This is a genomic window from Rhizobium sp. SRDI969, from assembly GCF_025152725.1.
GTDB classification, from domain to species: domain Bacteria; phylum Pseudomonadota; class Alphaproteobacteria; order Rhizobiales; family Rhizobiaceae; genus Rhizobium; species Rhizobium leguminosarum_I.
This window is the reverse complement of record NZ_CP104035.1, coordinates 4,447,487-4,464,168: the sequence shown is the minus strand read 5'-3', so window position 1 is coordinate 4,464,168 and position 16,682 is coordinate 4,447,487. Positions and strand designations below refer to the sequence as shown.

The window sequence follows — 16,682 nt, the reverse complement described above, 5'->3', positions numbered from 1 at the left end:
TTTATTTCCCTGGATGGTTCCCCATGCCTTTCGTACCTCTCCATCTCGACACGCCCTTGGTTCAGACAGCACCTGGCCATAGCGCCAGCGGCAAACCGCTCTGGCTGAAGCTTGATGCGCTGCAGCCTTCCGGCAGCTTCAAGCTGCGCGGCGTCGGCCGACTTTGCCAGTACGAGGTGGAAAATGGCGCGCGCGAGATCTTCTGTGCTTCTGGCGGTAATGCCGGCATTGCGGCGGCTTATGCCGGCCGGGCGCTCGGTGTGCCGGTCACGATCGTCGTGCCGGAGACGACGGCGGCCGATGTCCGCCAGACGATTGCCGCAACGGGCGCCAATGTCCTCGTTCATGGTTCGGTTTTCGACGAGGCCAATGCCCATGCAGTCGAACTCGCCCGAAGCCGCAAGGCAACCTATGTGCACCCCTTCGACCATCCGCTTCTGTGGGATGGCCATGCCACGCTGATCGACGAGGTGGTGGCGAAGGGGGCAAAATTCGATTGCGTCGTCACCAGCGTCGGCGGTGGCGGGCTGCTTGCCGGCATTGTCGAGGGCTTGAAGCGAAACGGGCTTTTCGATGTGCCTGTTATCGCCGTCGAAACGGAAGGGGCGGCTTCGCTGAACGCCAGTCTCAGGGCGAATGAGCGCATCACCCTTTCCGCCATTACTTCGATTGCCAATTCGCTCGGCGCGCGGCAAGTGGCGCAGCATGTCTTCGACCTGCCGAAGCAGCATCCGATTGAAAGTGTTGTCGTCAGCGACGCCGATGCCGTTGCCGCCTGCCTGAAATTTGCCGATGCGCAGCGCATTCTGGTCGAGCCGGCTTGCGGCGCGGCCCTTGCCGTTGCCGATGTGCATGCCGGACTGCTTCAGCGCTTCGACCATCCGCTTATCGAAGTCTGCGGCGGCATCGGTGTGTCGCTCGAAAAACTCAGGGGCTGGAAAGAAAAATTTCTTTGACCCACACCAAAGAAAAAGCCGGGCAAATGCCCGGCTTGATCGGTAATCGATTGGATTGGGCTCAGGCTGCCCAGGGGTGCGAAGCGGCATTCTTCTTTTCGAAGTTGTCGATCGCCTTGCCTTTTTCCAGCGTCAGGCCGATATCGTCGAGACCGTTCAGCAGGCAGTGGCGCTTGAATTCGTCGAGATCGAACTTGATCAAGCCACCATCGGGACCGGTGATCTCGAGGTTTTCGAGGTCGACGGTGAGGATGGCGTTGGAGCCGCGCGAGGCGTCGTCCATCAGCTTGTCGAGATCTTCCTGGCTGACCTTGATCGGCAGAATGCCGTTCTTGAAACAGTTGTTGTAGAAGATGTCGGCGAAGCTGGTCGAGATCACGCAGCGGATGCCGAAATCGAGAAGCGCCCAGGGGGCGTGCTCGCGCGAGGAGCCGCAGCCGAAATTATCGCCGGCAACGAGGATCTTGGCATCGCGATAGGCCGGCTTGTTCAGCACGAAATCCGGGTTTTCTGAGCCGTCCTCGTTGTAGCGGGCTTCCGCGAAGAGGCCGGTGCCGAGGCCGGTGCGCTTGATCGTCTTCAGATAATCCTTCGGAATGATCATGTCGGTGTCGACGTTGACGACCGGCAGCGGCGCTGCAACGCCCGTGAGCTTCACGAATTTATCCATGATCCATGCTCCATTTCAGCAAATCTACTTTCTGAATTTGCATCTAGTCCAGTTTTTCGCCGAAATGAAGGAGAATCTTTTCACAGACGGCGGCCACGCGACGTTTCGCGCGGTCCGCCGATTGAGGCTGTCCCTTATTTGGACGGCGCGTTCAGGCCCCAGAGGACGCCGAACGGATCACGAAGCTGGCCGTAGCGGTCGCCCCAGAACATCAGTTCGACCGGCATGACGATTTCGGCGCCGGCAGCCACGGCACGGTTCCACCAGAAATCGATATCGTCGACCACCAGCTGAATGGCGAAGCCTTCATGGCCTTTGAAGGGATGACCGTATTCGGGATAGGCATCCGACAGCATGAGGGAGCTGCCGTTGATGTAAAGATGCACATGCATCGTTCGGCCGCTCTCGTCGACCGGCACGAGATAGGCCTCTTCGGCGCCGAAGGCCTTCTTGTAGAATTCCGCAGCTTTCACTGCGCCGTCGATCGTCAGATAGGGCAGCAGGCCATTCTTGACCGGTGGCATCTTGGTCGGGTTGCTCTCTGTCGTCGTATCCATGCTTGTCCTCCATTCGTTTCCGAAGCGCCGGCTGAATGCCCGGCTGCTTCAAAGACGTAACATGGACGCGCGATGCGACAGTGTCGGCCAAATTTTCAGCGAAAAGATGATCAGAGATCGATGATCGTGCCGCGGCCGTCGTTCCACACCCGCATTTCGCGATGGCCGTTATTTGCCTTGGCGCGAACCGGAGCGGGCTTCATCTTCATCGAAAGCGCACGTCCGACCATGAGCACGGTCAGGATGCCGCCGACGGCGAGCGTCACCGAAAAGGTGAGAAGCAGCATAGCCACGAAAACGGTGGCGCCGGCAAGCATGAGGAAGATGGAGCGAATGTTCTGCATGGTTAGAGACCTTTCTTCGGAAAGGAATGTGGTCCTTCTCTTTCCTCTCTGCAAGGCAAGCATGGCTTTTTGTTGTTCTGCTCGATGTTCTGGGGTGGGCTGCTTGCTTCGGCTTTCAAAGCTTGGCACTAATTCGCCATGAGCCGAAATCCCACGACCCGCTCCGCCCGCCTGCGCCGTTCGGTGTTGAGTGCGCCTGCCATCAATCCCCGCGCCCTCGAAAAGACCCATGCGGTCGATTGCGATGCCGTGATCTTCGATCTCGAGGATTCCGTGGCGCCGGAAAGAAAGGCGGAAGCGCGGGAAAATCTGAGGAATTTCTTTTCGGCTCGGCCGCTCGAAGGCAAGGAGCGGATCATCCGCATCAATGACCTGTCGACCAATTTCGGTCTGGCGGACATGGAACTGGTGATCGCGCTCAATCCCGACGCCGTGCTGCTGCCGAAGGTCGACGAACCGCAGGATGTCATGGCGCTCAGTGACCTTCTCTCCGAGGCCGAAGCACCGGAAGATCTGCGCATCTGGGCGATGATCGAGACACCGCGTGGCATCCTGAATGCGGCTGTTATCGCCGAAGCCGGACGCACCCCGGGCTCGCGGCTCGATTGTCTCGTCGTCGGGCTCAACGACCTACGCAAGGAAACCGGTGTGCTTCCACAACCGGGGAGGAGCTATCTCGTGCCGTGGCTGATGCAGGTCGTCCTTGCGGTCAGCGCCTACGGGCTCGATGCGATCGACAGCGTCTTCAACGATTTCAGGGATGAACAGGGTTTCGATGCCGAATGCCTGCAGAGCCGGGCCATGGGTTTTGCCGGCAAGATGCTGATCCATCCGGCGCAGATCGAGCCCGCCAACCGCCATTTCGGCCCCGATCCGGCGGCGATTGCAGAAGCGGAGGCGATCATATCAGCCTTTGCCGACCCCGCTTCCGATGGGCTGAACGTCATCAATGCAGGCGGGCGGATGATCGAGCGGCTGCATCTTGCCCAAGCGGAAAGTCTGGTCCATAAAGCCCGCCTGATCGCAGCCCGCCAGATTGCAGCACGAAAGATGATGTAATGAAACTTTACCGCTTCCTGACCGGTCCCGACGATGCTTCCTTTTGCCACAAGGTCACCGCCGTCCTCAACAAGGGCTGGTCGCTGGAGGGCTCGCCGACCTATGCTTTCAATGCCGCGACCGGCGCGATGCAATGCGGCCAGGCCGTCGTCAAGCATGTCGAAGGCAAGGATTACGATCCTGAGATGAAGCTCTCAGAGCAGTGAGGTTTTAGCGCATAACCCCGAAATTGTAATCGATTTTCGGAAAGGATTATGCGTGATTGAAAGTGATAGAGCGTCCTTAGCGCGTCCTTGGACGCGCGGCGCTCTATCGTTCGGCGGCTTCCTCGGCGCTTGCCTCGATCCGCTCCATGTCATCGTCGCTTAGGCCGAAATGGTGACCGATCTCGTGGATCAGGACGTGGGTGATGATATCGCCGAGCGTCTCGTCGTTCTCAGCCCAGTAGTCGAGGATGGGGCGGCGGTAGAGGCGGATGCGGTTCGGCATCTCGCCGGTCTCCAGCGTGAAACGTTCGGAAATGCCCCTGCCCTCGAAAAGGCCGAGCAGATCGAAAGGGGTTTCCAGCGCCATGTCCTCGAAAACGTCGTCATCGGGGAAATCTTCAATCTCGATCGTGAGGTTGGTCGTCAGCTGGCGAAATTCATCCGGCAAATGGCTATAGGCCTCCATCGCCAGCGACTCGAAGGTGCTGATCGTCGGCGCATGGCGGTCCCGCCAATCATCGCTCTGGTCTATGCGGGCCATGAATATTCCTTCCTTTGCGGGCCCATATAGAACCTTTATCGCCGATTTTCGAGTGCGGAATCAAAGGCAGGAATAAATTCATAGAAAATGGCCGTTGACTCTTCATTAGCTCTCTGGAATCTATAAGAACATAACAGGAACAAGACGAATTGGAGAACGCCATGGCGCAGCACGCCCTGGCGCGCGAGCGGCTTTTTGCGCTCCGCGAAACCATCGCCAGACTGGAGGGAAGGCTCGCGCCGGCGCTTGCCGCGGCGGAGCAGGAAGCCTTGGCGGCAGGAGGTCAGACACCCAGGAGACGCATTCTGCCGCCCTTGGCGTTTGGGGTTGAATTTCTCGACAGCGCGCTGGAAGGCGGGTTGCCGCTCGATGCGATCACCGAATTCCGCTCGGCTCTGTCTCGCGATGCCGGTGCGGCAAGCGGGCTGGCGATGGCTGTTGCCGCGCGGCTGCAGAAACAGGAAGCGGATGCCGGCAGGCTTATGCCGTTGCTCTGGATCGGCGATGCCGTCGGCACGCTGGAGGCCGGTCGTCCCTATGCACCAGGGCTTCGGGATTTCGGGTTAAGCCCGGAGCGGTTTCTCCATGCCGCGCCGCGCAAGCTGGACGAGGCACTCTGGCTGGCGGAGGTGGCGGTGGAAAGCGCTGCCTTCTCGGCCGTCATCTTCGAAGTGCGAGGCAATCCCGCCCATTTCGGCCTGACCGAAAGCCGCAGGCTCAGTCTCAGGACGCATGCTGTCCGCCGTCCGCTATTCCTTGTCCGCCAGGCCGGATCAGAGGAGGCAAGCAGTGCGGCCTTCCGTCTGCATATTGAGCCGGCCCCGTCCGGTCTGCGGCCGTTGCCGGATGGATCGAAACTTTCCGGCAGCATCGGCAATCCGATTTTCCGTCTTACGCTGGAGAAGAGCCGCAATCCGGCCCCGCTCTCCTTTCTTCTGGAGTGGAACCCCCATGACCGCCAATTTCTCCCTGTCGCCGAACCAAACCTCGTTCGTCCTCCAGGCGAACAGTCAGCGCATTCTGGCGCTCAGCTTCCCGCATCTGCCAACGGACCGGATCGCCCGCAAGCGATGGGGGCTCTCCTGGCGTTCGAAAGGGCGTCCTGAAACGCCGCCTATCGTCTGTTCCGGCAAGCTCAACAATGCCATGCGGCTGACGGCACTGGACGAGTTGGCCGAAAGGTTGGGGCTGAGGAAGGAGCTGGGCGTTGCCGAAGCGCGCGCCATGTACCCCATGCTCGAGGTGGCGGAAGAGGATCCGGCGGCCGACCGCCGGTTGCTGGAGGCAATTGCCGACTGGTGCGACCGCTATACGCCGCTGGTGGCGTTCGACGGCAAGGACGGTCTGTTTCTCGACATTAGCGGCTGCGCCCATCTCTTCGGCGGTGAAAAGGCGCTTCTCAAGGATGTGCTGTCGCGGCTTTTCCATATGGGATTCGATGCCCGCGGCGCGGTCTCATCGTCATCAGGCCTTTCCTGGGCTGCGTCCCGCTTCGGGCAAGGCGGCGTGATCGGGGACGAGGAGGCGGAACATGTGCTGATGTCCTTGCCGGTCGCAGCCTTGCGGCTGGAAGGACAAACCGTCGCTGCCCTGAACAAGCTCGGTCTGAAATATATCGGCGACATCATCGATGCACCGCGCGCGCCGCTGACCCGCCGGTTCGGCCCGGAGCTGCTTCTGCGTCTCGACCAGGCGCTGGGACGTGAAGAGGAGCCGGTCTCGCCCCGGCGTCCTGTTGCCAGCCTCTCGGCCGAAAGCCGCCTGATCGAGCCCATCGGGACGGAAGAGCAGATCCTTGCCGTCACCAGGCAGGTCGCCCTATTGCTGCAGCCGTCGCTGGAGGCGCGGGGAGCTGGCGGGCGGGTGTTCGAACTGGTCCTGTTCCGCGTCGACGGCAGGGTCTTTCGCATCTCCGTCGGCGCTTCGCAGCCGCTTCGCGAACCAAAGTTCATCGCCGGACTTTTTTCCGAGCGATTGCAGGCGGTCTATGATGATCTCGATGCCGGCTATGGCTTCGAGATCCTGCGGTTGAATGTGTTGCGGCATGATCCCTTCAACGAGGCGCAGGGTGATTTCGAGGGCGACCGACAGGGAGAGATGTCGCTTTCGACCTTCGTCGACCGGGTCTCGGCCCGGCTGGGTGCGGATTGCCTGCAAAGCTTCCAGCTTCGCGAGAGCCATGTTCCGGAACGCGCCGTCATCACGGTTCCTGTGATGGAGAGCCTTCCCAGGCGGAAGGCGGAGCAGGACATCCAGCTTCCTTTCCGCGAAGAGCGCCCGCTGCGGCTGTTTGCAACGCCGGAGCCCGTCGAGACCATACTTGCCGAAGTCCCCGACGGTCCGCCGCAGATCTTTCGCTGGCGGCGTATGCAGCATCAGGTGGCAAGAAGCGAAGGGCCGGAACGGATTGCCATGGAATGGTGGATCGATGGAAATGACGCCGAGGCGCGTGACTATTTCCGCATCGAGGATGAGACCGGACATCGCTTCTGGATCTATCGGCGGGGCTTCTATGGTCAGGAGCTTGATCCTCGCTGGTTCATGCATGGTGTGTTCGCATGACAACCACGCGCGCATTCTTTGAGATCGGCACAAGGACAAATTTCTCGTTTCTTGAAGGCGCCTCCAGCCCGGAAGAGATGGTCGTGCAGGCCTCTTACCTGAAACTCGGCGGCCTCGGGATTGCGGACCGGAATTCGGTTGCAGGCGTCGTGCGGGCGCATGCCCAGGCGGAGCAGCTTGAGGAGAGATACAAAAACAGGAATGAGATTCTGGCCCAGGCTGAGAAGGAAGGAAAAATGGAGGTCATCCTCGATCCTATCCGGGTTCAACCGGGCGCCCGTCTCGTCTTTTCCGACGGAACGCCTGATATCCTCGCCTATCCCCGCAGCCGGCGCGGCTGGGCCAATCTTTGCCGCCTTCTCAGCGCCGGCAATCTGAAGGAGGAAGCGATCAAGGGAAGCTGCATTCTGACGGAAGCGGAGCTCATGGAATGGGGGGACGAGATGATGCTTGCCCTCGTTCCCGATCGCACCCTTGTCGGTCATCAGGCGGGTCAGTCGACGCTGGAAGATTATCTGGAACGGTTTCGCAGACGCTTCCGCAAGGCTTTTTTTATGGCGCTGGCGCCAGCCTATGACGGTCGAGACAGGCAAGTCTTTGCGGTGATTGCCATGCTTGCTGCCGGAAATCGCGTGCCGCTGATTGCGACCAACCAACCACTTTACCACCATCCCGAACGCCGGCCGCTTTCGGATGTCGTGATCGCGATCCGGGAGCATGTGCAGATAGCGCAAGCCGGATTCCTGCTGGCGCCGAATGCCGAACGCTATCTCAAGGATTCACGTGAAATGGCCCGGATCTTCCGGGACTATCCCGGTGCGGTCGAGAACACGCGGGCTTTTTTCGACAGGCTGACCTTTTCGCTGAAGGAACTGGAGCATAATTATCCGCCTGAAAACGATCCCGGCGAAACACCGCAGGAAACTCTCGAAAGGCTGACGAGAGCAGGAGCGACAAAACGTTATCCTGATGGCATTCCTGAGAAAGTTGCAAAGCAGATCGATTACGAACTGAAGCTTATCAGTGATAAGAATTACGCCTCTTATTTCCTGACGGTGCACCGGATCATCCAGCACGCCCGCTATGAACTCAAGGTCTTGTGCCAAGGGCGCGGATCGGCGGCAAATTCGGTCATCTGCTATTGTCTTGAGATAACGGAGGTCGATCCCGAAAAGAGCACGCTGCTGTTCGATCGCTTCATTTCGATGGATCGCGACGAACCGCCGGATATCGATGTCGATTTCGAGCATGACCGACGCGAAGAGGTCATCCAGTTCATCTACAAAAACTACAAAAGAGAACATGCCGGGCTGACGGCGGGAGTGACCACCTACCGCACCCGTTCGGCCGGCCGCGAAGTCGCCAAGGCCTTCGGGCTGTCGGAGGATGTCCAGTCGGCGATCAGTAGTCTCGTCTGGGGGTGGTCGGAGGACAATCTCTCCGAACGCGACGCCAAGGCGGCGGGTCTCGACGTCAAGGATCCGGTGACGCAGAACGTGCTGAAATATGCCTCCGAGCTTCTCGGGTTCCCGCGCCACCTCACCCAGCATGTCGGCGGCTTCGTCATTACGCGGGACCGGCTCGACGAGGTGGTGCCGATCATGAAGACGGCGATGCCGGATCGCTACATGATCGAATGGGACAAGGACGACCTCGACAACGTCAAGATCCTCAAGGTGGATGTGCTGGCGCTCGGCATGTTGACCTGCCTGCGGAAGGCCTTTTCGCTGCTGGAGCTGCATTACGATGTGAAGAAGACGCTCGCAGACCTTGGCCACAAGGAGCACGGGGACGAAGGTGAGCCGGTCTACGAGATGATGGGCCGAGCCGACACGCTCGGCGTCTTCCAGATCGAAAGCCGGGCGCAGATGAGCATGCTGCCGCGTCTTAAGCCGAAGGTGTTCTACGATCTCGTCATCGAGGTGGCGATCGTTCGGCCAGGTCCGATCCAGGGCGACATGGTGCATCCCTATCTGAAACGCCGGGAGCAGCGGGCCAGGAACATTCCGATCAAATATCCGAGCAAGGAGCTGAAAACGGTTCTGGAAAGAACCCTCGGCGTGCCCTTGTTCCAGGAACAGGCCATGCAGATCGCCATTACCGCCGCAGGCTTCAAACCGGCGGAAGCCGACAAGCTTCGCAGAGCGATGGCGACATTCAAAAGAACGGGTACGATCGGTAACTTCGAAAAGCGGTTCATCGAGGGAATGGTCGCAAAGGACTATGATCCGGAGTTCGCGCAACAGTGTTTCAACCAGATCAAAGGCTTCGGTGAATACGGTTTTCCGGAAAGCCATGCCGCCTCCTTTGCGCTGCTCGTCTATGCCTCCTCATGGCTCAAGGCCTATTATCCCGACGTCTTCTGCGCGGCGATGCTGAATTCCCAACCGATGGGCTTTTATGCGCCGGCGCAGCTGGTGCGGGATGCACGCGAGCACGGGGTAAAGATCCTGCCGGTCGACATCAATGCATCGAACTGGGAGTGCGGTCTGGAAGAGGCTGCCTTCGATCGGAATGCCATCGATTTCCGGCATGACAAGATGCGCGAGATCATCAAGACCCGGCATGCGGTGCGGCTGGGCTTCCGGCAGATCAAGGGTCTCTCGACAGACGATATGAAACAGCTCGTCGACAATCGAGGCAAAGGCTACAGTTCGGTGCGCGATCTCTGGCTGCGGTCCGGCCTGCAAAAATCCGTCATCGAGCGACTGGCGGATGCCGATGCGTTCCAGTCCCTCAAACTGTCACGACGCGACGCGCTTTGGGCGGTGCGGGCGCTGGATGTGAAAAGCGCGACCGAGGAGCTGCCGCTTTTCGAGCAGGTCCGTCATGTCGACCTCCAGGCCGAGCCTGCGACGAAGCTGCCGGACATGCTGCCGGGCGAACAGGTGATCGAGGATTACCGTTATCTCTCCCTGTCGCTCAAGGCGCATCCGGTTTCCTTCCTGCGGGAGGAACTTCAGGAAATGGGCATCACGCGCAATGTCGATCTTCTGACAGTACCGAACGGAAAGAGGGTGACAGTTGCTGGATTGGTGCTGGTGCGGCAGCGTCCAGGTTCGGCCAAAGGGGTGATCTTCATGACGCTGGAGGACGAAACCGGGGTCGCCAATGCCATCGTCTGGAGCAAAGTATTCGATAAATACCGGGCGATCGTCATGGGTGCCCGGCTGGTGAAAATCCGCGGCAGGCTGCAAAGCCAGAGCGGGGTGATCCATACCGTTGTCGAGCATATCGAGGACATGACGCCGGCGCTCGGTATCCTGCAACGCGAGGCCCGGCGTTTCGGCGTCTGCGAGCGATCGGACGAGGTACTGAGGCCGGGTGTCGATCAGCGGCAGAGAAAGCTCGCGCAGGTACGAGAGAGGGCGGAGCTGGAAAAGCGGATGGCTGCCGCAAGCGGCCATGCGGTTGTGGCGGAAACAGCCCAAGTCATGCCGCGGGGACGGAATTTCCATTAAAAAAACGCCACGCGCTTTCGGACGACGTTGTGCTGTATACCTTTGATCTAGATAGAAATTCGGATTTCAGGCCAATTCTTCAAAAGCTGTCCGCCTCCGGAGCGCCCTTCGGCCGCCCGACTGAATGACCCGCGACTCAAATTTTTTCTTGACAGTCACCATCTTCTTTAGCAGAAAACACGATAGTCAGTGTCATGTTTGGAATGAAGACGTGCTTGTCTGCAGCTGCAATTATATAACCGATAAGGAAATCCGGGAGGTTATCACCAACCTTCTCGATGAAGATTGTTGGCAGCTTATTGTGCCTGCGAAGGTCTACCACGCCATGGAAAAACGCGGCCGCTGCTGCGGCTGTTTTCCCAACGTCGTCGACATCATTATCCAGACGACCGAGGAATATCACGCCCGTCGTCACTCGACGGAGACCGAAATATTTGATTTCATGTCCCGCTTGAAACAATTCCATGAGGAAAACAGGAGAGCGGACATTGAAAGGCGACAAAAAGGTCATCGAGCGGCTTAACGAGGCGTTGTTCCTCGAGCTCGGGGCAGTCAACCAATATTGGGTTCACTATCGTCTTCTTGAGGACTGGGGTTACACCAAGCTCGCCAAGAAGGAGCGCGCCGAATCCATCGAAGAGATGCATCACGCCGATAGGCTTGTCGCCCGCATCATCTTCCTTGAAGGCCATCCCAATCTGCAGACCCTTGCACCTCTACGCATCGGCCAGAACGTCAAGGAAGTTCTGGAAGCCGATCTTGCCGGCGAGTACGACGCCCGCACAGCCTACAAGAAGTCGCGCGATATCTGTCATGACGCCGGCGACTACGTTTCCATGAAACTTTTCGAGGAGTTGCTGGCCGACGAGGAAGGTCATATCGATTTCCTCGAAACACAGATCGACCTGCTCGAGAAAATCGGCGAGAGCAAATACGGCCAGCTCAACGCCGATTCCGCCAATGAAGCCGAATAAGGTTCGAACGGGATGCCGGCCGCTCATGGCGGCCGGAGATCCTATTCCCGCCGCCGAGCGCAAACGGCGGCAGTCATCCCGCCGTGATCAGTCTTCCGATTGAAGTGTTTCCAAATGCTGGAACTCGGCCACCACCTGGTCGTAGACGGCGCGCTTGAAGGGCACGATCAGCCCCGGCAGTTGCTGCATCGGCTTCCATTCCCAAGCATCGAATTCCGGTTCGTGGCCGCCAGGCGGCGGGTTGATGGCGATCTCGCTGTCGTCGCCGTCGAAGCGGAAGGCGAACCAGCGCTGCGTCTGGCCGCGGAATTTCCCCCTGAGCCCGATGCCGATCAGTGCCGGCGGCAGATCATAATTGATCCAGTCTCTCGCTTCGGCAAGCAGGGTCACCGTCCTCATGCCGGTCTCTTCGTAAAGCTCGCGGTAGGCAGCGTCCAATGGATCTTCGCCCTTGTCGATGCCCCCCTGCGGCATCTGCCAGAGCTGCGGCGAGCCGTCATATTCGGAATTGCCATCGGGGATGCGCCGCCCGGCCCAGACGAGGCCATCGCGGTTCAGGATCATCACCCCGACGCAGGGGCGGTAGGGCAGATCCTCGGCTTTCACGCTCGCCTGGTTCATCTTCTTCTCCGTTTTGGGATTCTTCTCAGGGATGCTCTCAAGGATTCCGGGGGTCGTTGGAAAGGGCGGCAACGCCGACGATCTCGACGCCGCGCATCGCCGCCTCCTCGCTCCATTTGGCGATGGCGTCAACGCTCTCATCGAAAGCCGAGGCGATGCCGATCGCCTGGCCATTCTTGCGAGCGATGCGCTCGAGCTCGTCGAGCTTCTTCAGGACGGCGTTGATATCAAGCTGGCCGTCGAGCTGCAGGTCGGCGAAGGCATAGGGCAGTTCGGTTCCCTTGGCGATCGCCGCCGTCTTCGACTGCGCCGAGGTGCCGTCGTCGAGAAACAGCAACCCGCGCTTGCCGATGTCTCGCATGACAGGTTCCATGGCGGCGGGATCAGACAGGAAACGGCCGCCGAGATAATTCATGACGCCGGTATAATTGGTGATCTCACCCATCGCCTTGTGCAGGTTTTCGATGTTGCGGGCGGCCGATTTCGTAGTCAACAGCGTTTCGGGGCCCGGATCGTTTGCCGGATAATCAAAGGGTTCGAGCGGCACCTGCAGAAGGATCTCGTGACCGCCGCGGCGGGCTTCCTGCATCCAGCGCTGCAGGCTGTTGCCGCTTGCGGCAAAAGCGAAGGTGATCTCCTCCGGCAGCTGCGCGATGGCGCGCTGCGTTCCGGTCTGGCTGAGCCCGAGGCCACTGACGACGATGGCGATACGGACGCCGCGCGCGCCGGACGAGGGACGCGCATATTGATCCATCGGCCGCCGGCCATCGGGGCCGACGATCGGCAGCCTGCCAAAAGGCGTCTCTTCGAGCAGTGCTTCATTGGGCTGGGCCGCGATGCGCGGATCCTGGCCGATCTGCATGGCGTCGACCAGCACCGGCCCGCCGCCGTCGCGCGGGCGGGGGCTGAATTTGGTGACAACCGAGCCGTCGCCCGTGACCATCTGCTCGACATTGGCTCCCGAGCGCGGGTCGGCGCGGGGCATACCGTCGCCCGCTTTGTCCGCGGTGGCCATCGGCGGCTGAGGGCTATTGGAAGGGGGCGTTGCGGCTTGTTCGGCCGCCGGTGGTTTGATGCGTTCGAGCTCATTGCCGCGAAACGCCGTATAGAGGGAAAAGCCGCCTATGGCGAAAAGGCAAAGACTGGCGGCGATGCGGCCCAGGCGCAGAACACCCGGACGCTTGCGGCCGGTTTTGCGGTTGCGGCCCAGAGGCGTATGCAGGTCCGTTCCCAATTTTTCGCCCGCTCCAAAACCGGGAAACAGCAGAAAGGCTCAAGGCCGGGCGAGGTGCCCGGCCTTGAGACGATCGATTACTTGGCGACGACGGCCTTATCTGGGTTCGGCGGGAAGGCCGGATCGGTCTTCTTGCCGCGCAGAAGGTCGAGCGCGTAGTTCAGCTGAACGTCGTCCTTCGGATCCGGCGGTACGTAGGCAATGGAGCCCGAACCTTCGTCGGTTTCGCTCTGGCCCTTGATGTGGCCGCGCAGGCTGGATTCACCTTCGGTCACCATCTTGCCCTGCAGTTCCTGCGGCAGCGGCTCCTCGACCTTGATGTCGGGAGTGATGCCGGTACCCTGGATCGAGCGGCCCGACGGCGTGTAATAGAGCGCCGTGGTCAGGCGCAGCGCGCCGTTTTCGCCGAGCGGGATGATCGTCTGGACGGAACCCTTGCCGAAGGAGCGCGTGCCGAGAACGGTGGCACGGCGCAGATCCTGAAGAGCGCCGGCGACGATTTCCGATGCGGAAGCCGAACCGCCGTTGATCAGCACAATCACCGGCTTGCCATCCGTCAGGTCGCCCGGGCCGGCATTGAAGCGGCGGGTTTCATCCGGGTTGCGGCCACGGGTCGAAACAACTTCGCCGCGCTGCAGCAGGGCATCGGAGACGTTGATCGCCTGGTCGAGCAAACCGCCCGGATTGAGGCGCAGGTCGAGAACATAACCCTTCAGCTTGTCGGCCGGAACGGTTTCCTTGATCTTCTTGATCGCCTTTTCCATGTCAGGATAGGTCTTCTCGGTGAAGGAGATGATGCGGAGATAACCGACATCGTCCTCGACACGCGACTTGACTGCCTGGACGGCAACGACGTCACGGACGATCGTCAGCTCGATCGGCTTGTCGGCACCCTTGCGGATCAGCGTCAGCTTGATCGGCGTGTTGACGGCGCCACGCATCTTCTCGACGGCGTCTTCCAGCTTCAGGCCGCGCACGGACTGGCCGTCGATTTCGGAGATATAGTCGCCGGCAAGAACGCCGGCCTTGGCGGCGGGCGTGTCGTCGATCGGGGTGATGACCTTGACGAGTTCGTCTTCCATCGTGACTTCGATGCCGAGGCCGCCGAACTCACCCTTGGTCTGGGTGCGCATGTCCTCGGCGTCCTTCGAATTCATGTAGCTCGAATGCGGGTCGAGCGAGGAGAGCATGCCGTTGATGGCGTTCTCGATCAGCTTGTCTTCCGCAGGCGGCGTCACATATTGCGCACGCACACGTTCGAAGACATCTCCGAAAACCGAAAGTTCCTTGTAAGTCGAGGATCCGGCCGCTTCTGCCGGCACACCCGCCGAGTAAATGACGCTCATTGCGGTCGCACCCATCAATGCGCCGACCAGAACAAGAGAAGCCCTACGAATCATTGCGTGCCTTTCCAGTGTCTTTGGCGGTCCACCACGGCCGGGAATCGACCGGTTTACCGTCCTTTCGAAATTCAATGTAAAGCGTTGGCCGGTTCGTTTCCAGCGCCAATGCAGTTGCGCTTGCCACTCTTTTCGCGCCCATCACCGCAAGTGGCTCACCGGAGAAAACGAATTTTCCCTGACGGGTATTGATCGTATCCATTCCCGAGAGAACCAGGTGGTATCCATCGCCCGCGTCGAGGATGATCATCTGGCCGTAACTGCGGAATGCGCCGGCGAAAACCACCAGACCATCCGCAGGCGCCGTCACCACCGTTTCTGGATTGGTGGCGACCGTCATTCCCATGGCTTCATGCCCGGTGCCGTCGGCATCGCCGAACTGGCGCAGGATATCGCCCGTAACGGGCACCTCCAATTTCGCCTTCAATTCTCCGAAGGGATATGCGGGCGCAATGCGGTTTTTATCGGGCACGCCGCTGTCGGCGAGTGCCTTGGCCTGGGCGCGCTGCTCGTCCGTCAGCAGCTTGCGGTTCTCCTCCGCCTGGCGGGCGGCAGCGGCGGCATCCCGCACTGAAGCGATCTCTGATTCCATCGAGGCGACGAGGCCTTCGAGGCTCGTCGCCTTGCCTGCCAATTCCTCCGAGCGTTTCCGTTCGGTCTCGAGTTCGGCGGCGTTGCTGCGGCTGAGCTTGTCGTTTTCGGCAAGCAGCAGATCCATGCGCCGCTCTTCCTCGATGCCGTTGGTCATCGTCGCTGTCAGCGAGGTCTTCTCGGCAGCGCTTGCGGTCTGCAATGCGGCGAGGTTTGCGAGGTCTGCAGCAAGCTTGTCGGTCTCCTTGCGAATGCCGGGCACGACGGCGCCGAGCAGAATGGCGCTGCGCACGGAGGCAAGCGCATCGTCGGGGGTGACAAGCAAAGCGGGCGGCGGGTTGCGGCCCATGCGCTGGAGCGCTGCCAGCACCTCGGCCAGCAGACCGCGCCGCTCGTGCAGGGAATGGCGGATGCCGTCCTCCTTGACACCGAGATCGGCAAGCTTGTTCTCGCTTTCGAGGAGCTGCTTTTCGAGTGCCTTGCGGCGGGCGGCGGAATCGATCAGTGCCTGGCGGATGCTTTCCGTGCTCTTTTCGAGATCGGCGATGCTCTGCTGAAGCGCGCTCACCTTGTCGGTGGAGAGGCTGATCGTCTTCGACAGGGTTTCGAGTTCGGCACGAGTCTGATCACGTTTGGCGGCAAGTTCGGCGGCTGGATCGGGTGGCGCCAGCCCGGCTGCCGGCTGCGGTGCAGATTGTGTCGCCTCGGGCGCGGCATCTTGCGCCCGGACGATGAACGGATCTGCCGACACGACGATCACCGCCACAGCGGCGCCGGCCGCGATAGCCGGTAGGATCATGCGGTGTCGCCTGATGGATGCTCTCGTCATGCGTGTTGGGGCACTTTCTCAAATCGCGCGGAGACTAAGCTGATTTGGTGCACTTTGCCAGAAAGTTCGAAGGAGAACGGGTGGCCAGGCAAACACGGCTGCGTGACATTCCGACGCATTGCCGGGGTATCGGGCCGACGAATCAGGCCGACACGGCATCAGACGCGGTGATAGGGGTGGCCGGACAGGATGGTAACGGCGCGATAGAGCTGTTCGGCGATCAGCGTGCGCACGAGTTGGTGCGGCCAGGTCATCTTGCCAAGGCACAGCGTGGCGTCGGCACGATCGTACAGGGAGGGATCGAGTCCGTCGGCGCCGCCGATCGCGATGGTCAGTTCGCGTTTGCCCTGGTCGCGATAGGAGCCGAGCAGGTTTGCGAAGGCTTCGCTGTCGAGCGCCTTGCCGCGTTCATCGAGAAGAATGAGGATACTGCCATCTGCAAGCGATTTCAGAAGCATCGCCGCCTCTTCGCGCTTGCGGGTCTCCGCATTGGAGGCACGGCTTTCGGCGACTTCGGCAACACGGGTCAGTTCGAGGCCGACGGCAGGGCCGGCCTTGGCGAAACGATCGAAATAACGGGCGGCAAGATCCTTTTCCGGGCCGGACTTCAGCCGTCCCACCGCAAAAAGACCTATTCGCATTCATCGGCTCCCGCTCATGCGACACTTCGGGCGCAC

17 protein-coding genes are annotated in these 16,682 nt (G+C 60.4%); 8 read left to right on the top strand and 9 right to left on the bottom strand.

Features of this window, described 5'->3' with window-relative positions:
- Window positions 1-23 precede the first annotated feature (23 nt).
- Complete coding sequence (locus N2A41_RS22055; RefSeq protein WP_222384347.1) at window positions 24-956, top strand: pyridoxal-phosphate dependent enzyme; 933 nt, start codon at window positions 24-26, stop codon at window positions 954-956.
- A gap of 61 nt (window positions 957-1,017) precedes the next feature.
- Here N2A41_RS22055 and leuD read toward each other — a convergent pair whose 3' ends face one another.
- The 3 genes from leuD to N2A41_RS22040 form a co-directional block, all read right to left on the bottom strand.
- Window positions 1,018-1,626 (bottom strand): 3-isopropylmalate dehydratase small subunit, encoded by a 609-nt coding sequence (gene leuD, locus N2A41_RS22050; protein WP_130675953.1) that lies wholly within the window; start codon window positions 1,624-1,626, stop codon window positions 1,018-1,020.
- A gap of 134 nt (window positions 1,627-1,760) precedes the next feature.
- On the bottom strand, window positions 1,761-2,183 hold the full coding sequence (locus tag N2A41_RS22045) for a VOC family protein (RefSeq protein ID WP_017966042.1): 423 nt from the start codon (window positions 2,181-2,183) through the stop codon (window positions 1,761-1,763).
- 110 nt (window positions 2,184-2,293) lie between these two features.
- Entirely contained in the window at window positions 2,294-2,527 is a 234-nt protein-coding gene (locus tag N2A41_RS22040) for a hypothetical protein (RefSeq protein WP_162114985.1), read from the bottom strand.
- Between the two features lie 138 nt (window positions 2,528-2,665).
- On the opposite strand from N2A41_RS22040, the gene N2A41_RS22035 reads away from it, so the two are divergent.
- Both N2A41_RS22035 and N2A41_RS22030 read left to right on the top strand, forming a co-directional pair.
- Window positions 2,666-3,586, top strand: a complete 921-nt coding sequence (locus N2A41_RS22035; RefSeq protein WP_162114986.1) for an HpcH/HpaI aldolase/citrate lyase family protein — start codon at window positions 2,666-2,668, stop codon at window positions 3,584-3,586.
- Window positions 3,586-3,792: a DUF1737 domain-containing protein gene (locus N2A41_RS22030; protein ID WP_017966045.1), complete on the top strand. Its 207-nt coding sequence runs from the start codon at window positions 3,586-3,588 to the stop codon at window positions 3,790-3,792. The genes N2A41_RS22035 and N2A41_RS22030 overlap by 1 nt, the downstream gene beginning before the upstream one ends.
- Before the next feature lie 103 nt (window positions 3,793-3,895).
- On the opposite strand, the gene N2A41_RS22025 is transcribed toward N2A41_RS22030, so the two are convergent.
- Entirely contained in the window at window positions 3,896-4,333 is a 438-nt protein-coding gene (locus N2A41_RS22025) for a metallopeptidase family protein (RefSeq protein ID WP_003589582.1), read from the bottom strand.
- Window positions 4,334-4,494: 161 nt separating this feature from the next.
- On the opposite strand from N2A41_RS22025, the gene N2A41_RS22020 reads away from it, so the two are divergent.
- From N2A41_RS22020 to bfr, 5 genes are all read left to right on the top strand, one after another.
- A complete protein-coding gene (locus tag N2A41_RS22020; RefSeq protein WP_260109716.1) occupies window positions 4,495-5,439 on the top strand; it encodes an ImuA family protein in 945 nt (314 codons plus the stop codon).
- A 40-nt stretch (window positions 5,440-5,479) separates the two neighbouring features.
- Window positions 5,480-6,895, top strand: a complete 1,416-nt coding sequence (locus N2A41_RS22015; protein ID WP_260111085.1) for a Y-family DNA polymerase — start codon at window positions 5,480-5,482, stop codon at window positions 6,893-6,895.
- Window positions 6,892-10,356 carry an error-prone DNA polymerase gene (locus tag N2A41_RS22010; RefSeq protein WP_260109715.1) on the top strand — a complete coding sequence of 1,155 codons (3,465 nt, stop codon included), beginning with the start codon at window positions 6,892-6,894 and terminating at the stop codon, window positions 10,354-10,356. The genes N2A41_RS22015 and N2A41_RS22010 overlap by 4 nt, the downstream gene beginning before the upstream one ends.
- Before the next feature lie 124 nt (window positions 10,357-10,480).
- The gene (locus tag N2A41_RS22005) at window positions 10,481-10,879 is read left to right on the top strand and encodes a (2Fe-2S)-binding protein (RefSeq protein WP_017966049.1); all 399 of its coding nucleotides are present in this window, start codon (window positions 10,481-10,483) and stop codon (window positions 10,877-10,879) included.
- The gene (gene bfr / locus N2A41_RS22000; RefSeq protein WP_017966050.1) at window positions 10,845-11,330 is read left to right on the top strand and encodes a bacterioferritin; all 486 of its coding nucleotides are present in this window, start codon (window positions 10,845-10,847) and stop codon (window positions 11,328-11,330) included. The genes N2A41_RS22005 and bfr overlap by 35 nt, the downstream gene beginning before the upstream one ends.
- An 87-nt stretch (window positions 11,331-11,417) precedes the next feature.
- Here bfr and N2A41_RS21995 read toward each other — a convergent pair whose 3' ends face one another.
- From N2A41_RS21995 to rlmH, 5 genes are all read right to left on the bottom strand, one after another.
- Window positions 11,418-11,951, bottom strand: a complete 534-nt coding sequence (locus tag N2A41_RS21995; RefSeq protein WP_162114990.1) for an RNA pyrophosphohydrolase — start codon at window positions 11,949-11,951, stop codon at window positions 11,418-11,420.
- 37 nt (window positions 11,952-11,988) lie between these two features.
- Window positions 11,989-13,185, bottom strand: coding sequence for a divergent polysaccharide deacetylase family protein (locus N2A41_RS21990; RefSeq protein WP_260109714.1), 1,197 nt, complete (start codon window positions 13,183-13,185; stop codon window positions 11,989-11,991).
- 77 nt (window positions 13,186-13,262) lie between these two features.
- A complete protein-coding gene (locus N2A41_RS21985; protein WP_017966053.1) occupies window positions 13,263-14,585 on the bottom strand; it encodes a S41 family peptidase in 1,323 nt (440 codons plus the stop codon).
- Complete coding sequence (locus N2A41_RS21980) at window positions 14,575-15,975, bottom strand: murein hydrolase activator EnvC family protein (RefSeq protein ID WP_260109713.1); 1,401 nt, start codon at window positions 15,973-15,975, stop codon at window positions 14,575-14,577. Before N2A41_RS21980 ends, N2A41_RS21985 begins: the two co-directional genes overlap by 11 nt.
- Before the next feature lie 188 nt (window positions 15,976-16,163).
- Window positions 16,164-16,646, bottom strand: a complete 483-nt coding sequence (rlmH, locus tag N2A41_RS21975; protein WP_011654027.1) for a 23S rRNA (pseudouridine(1915)-N(3))-methyltransferase RlmH — start codon at window positions 16,644-16,646, stop codon at window positions 16,164-16,166.
- Between the last annotated feature and the right edge of the window lie 36 nt (window positions 16,647-16,682).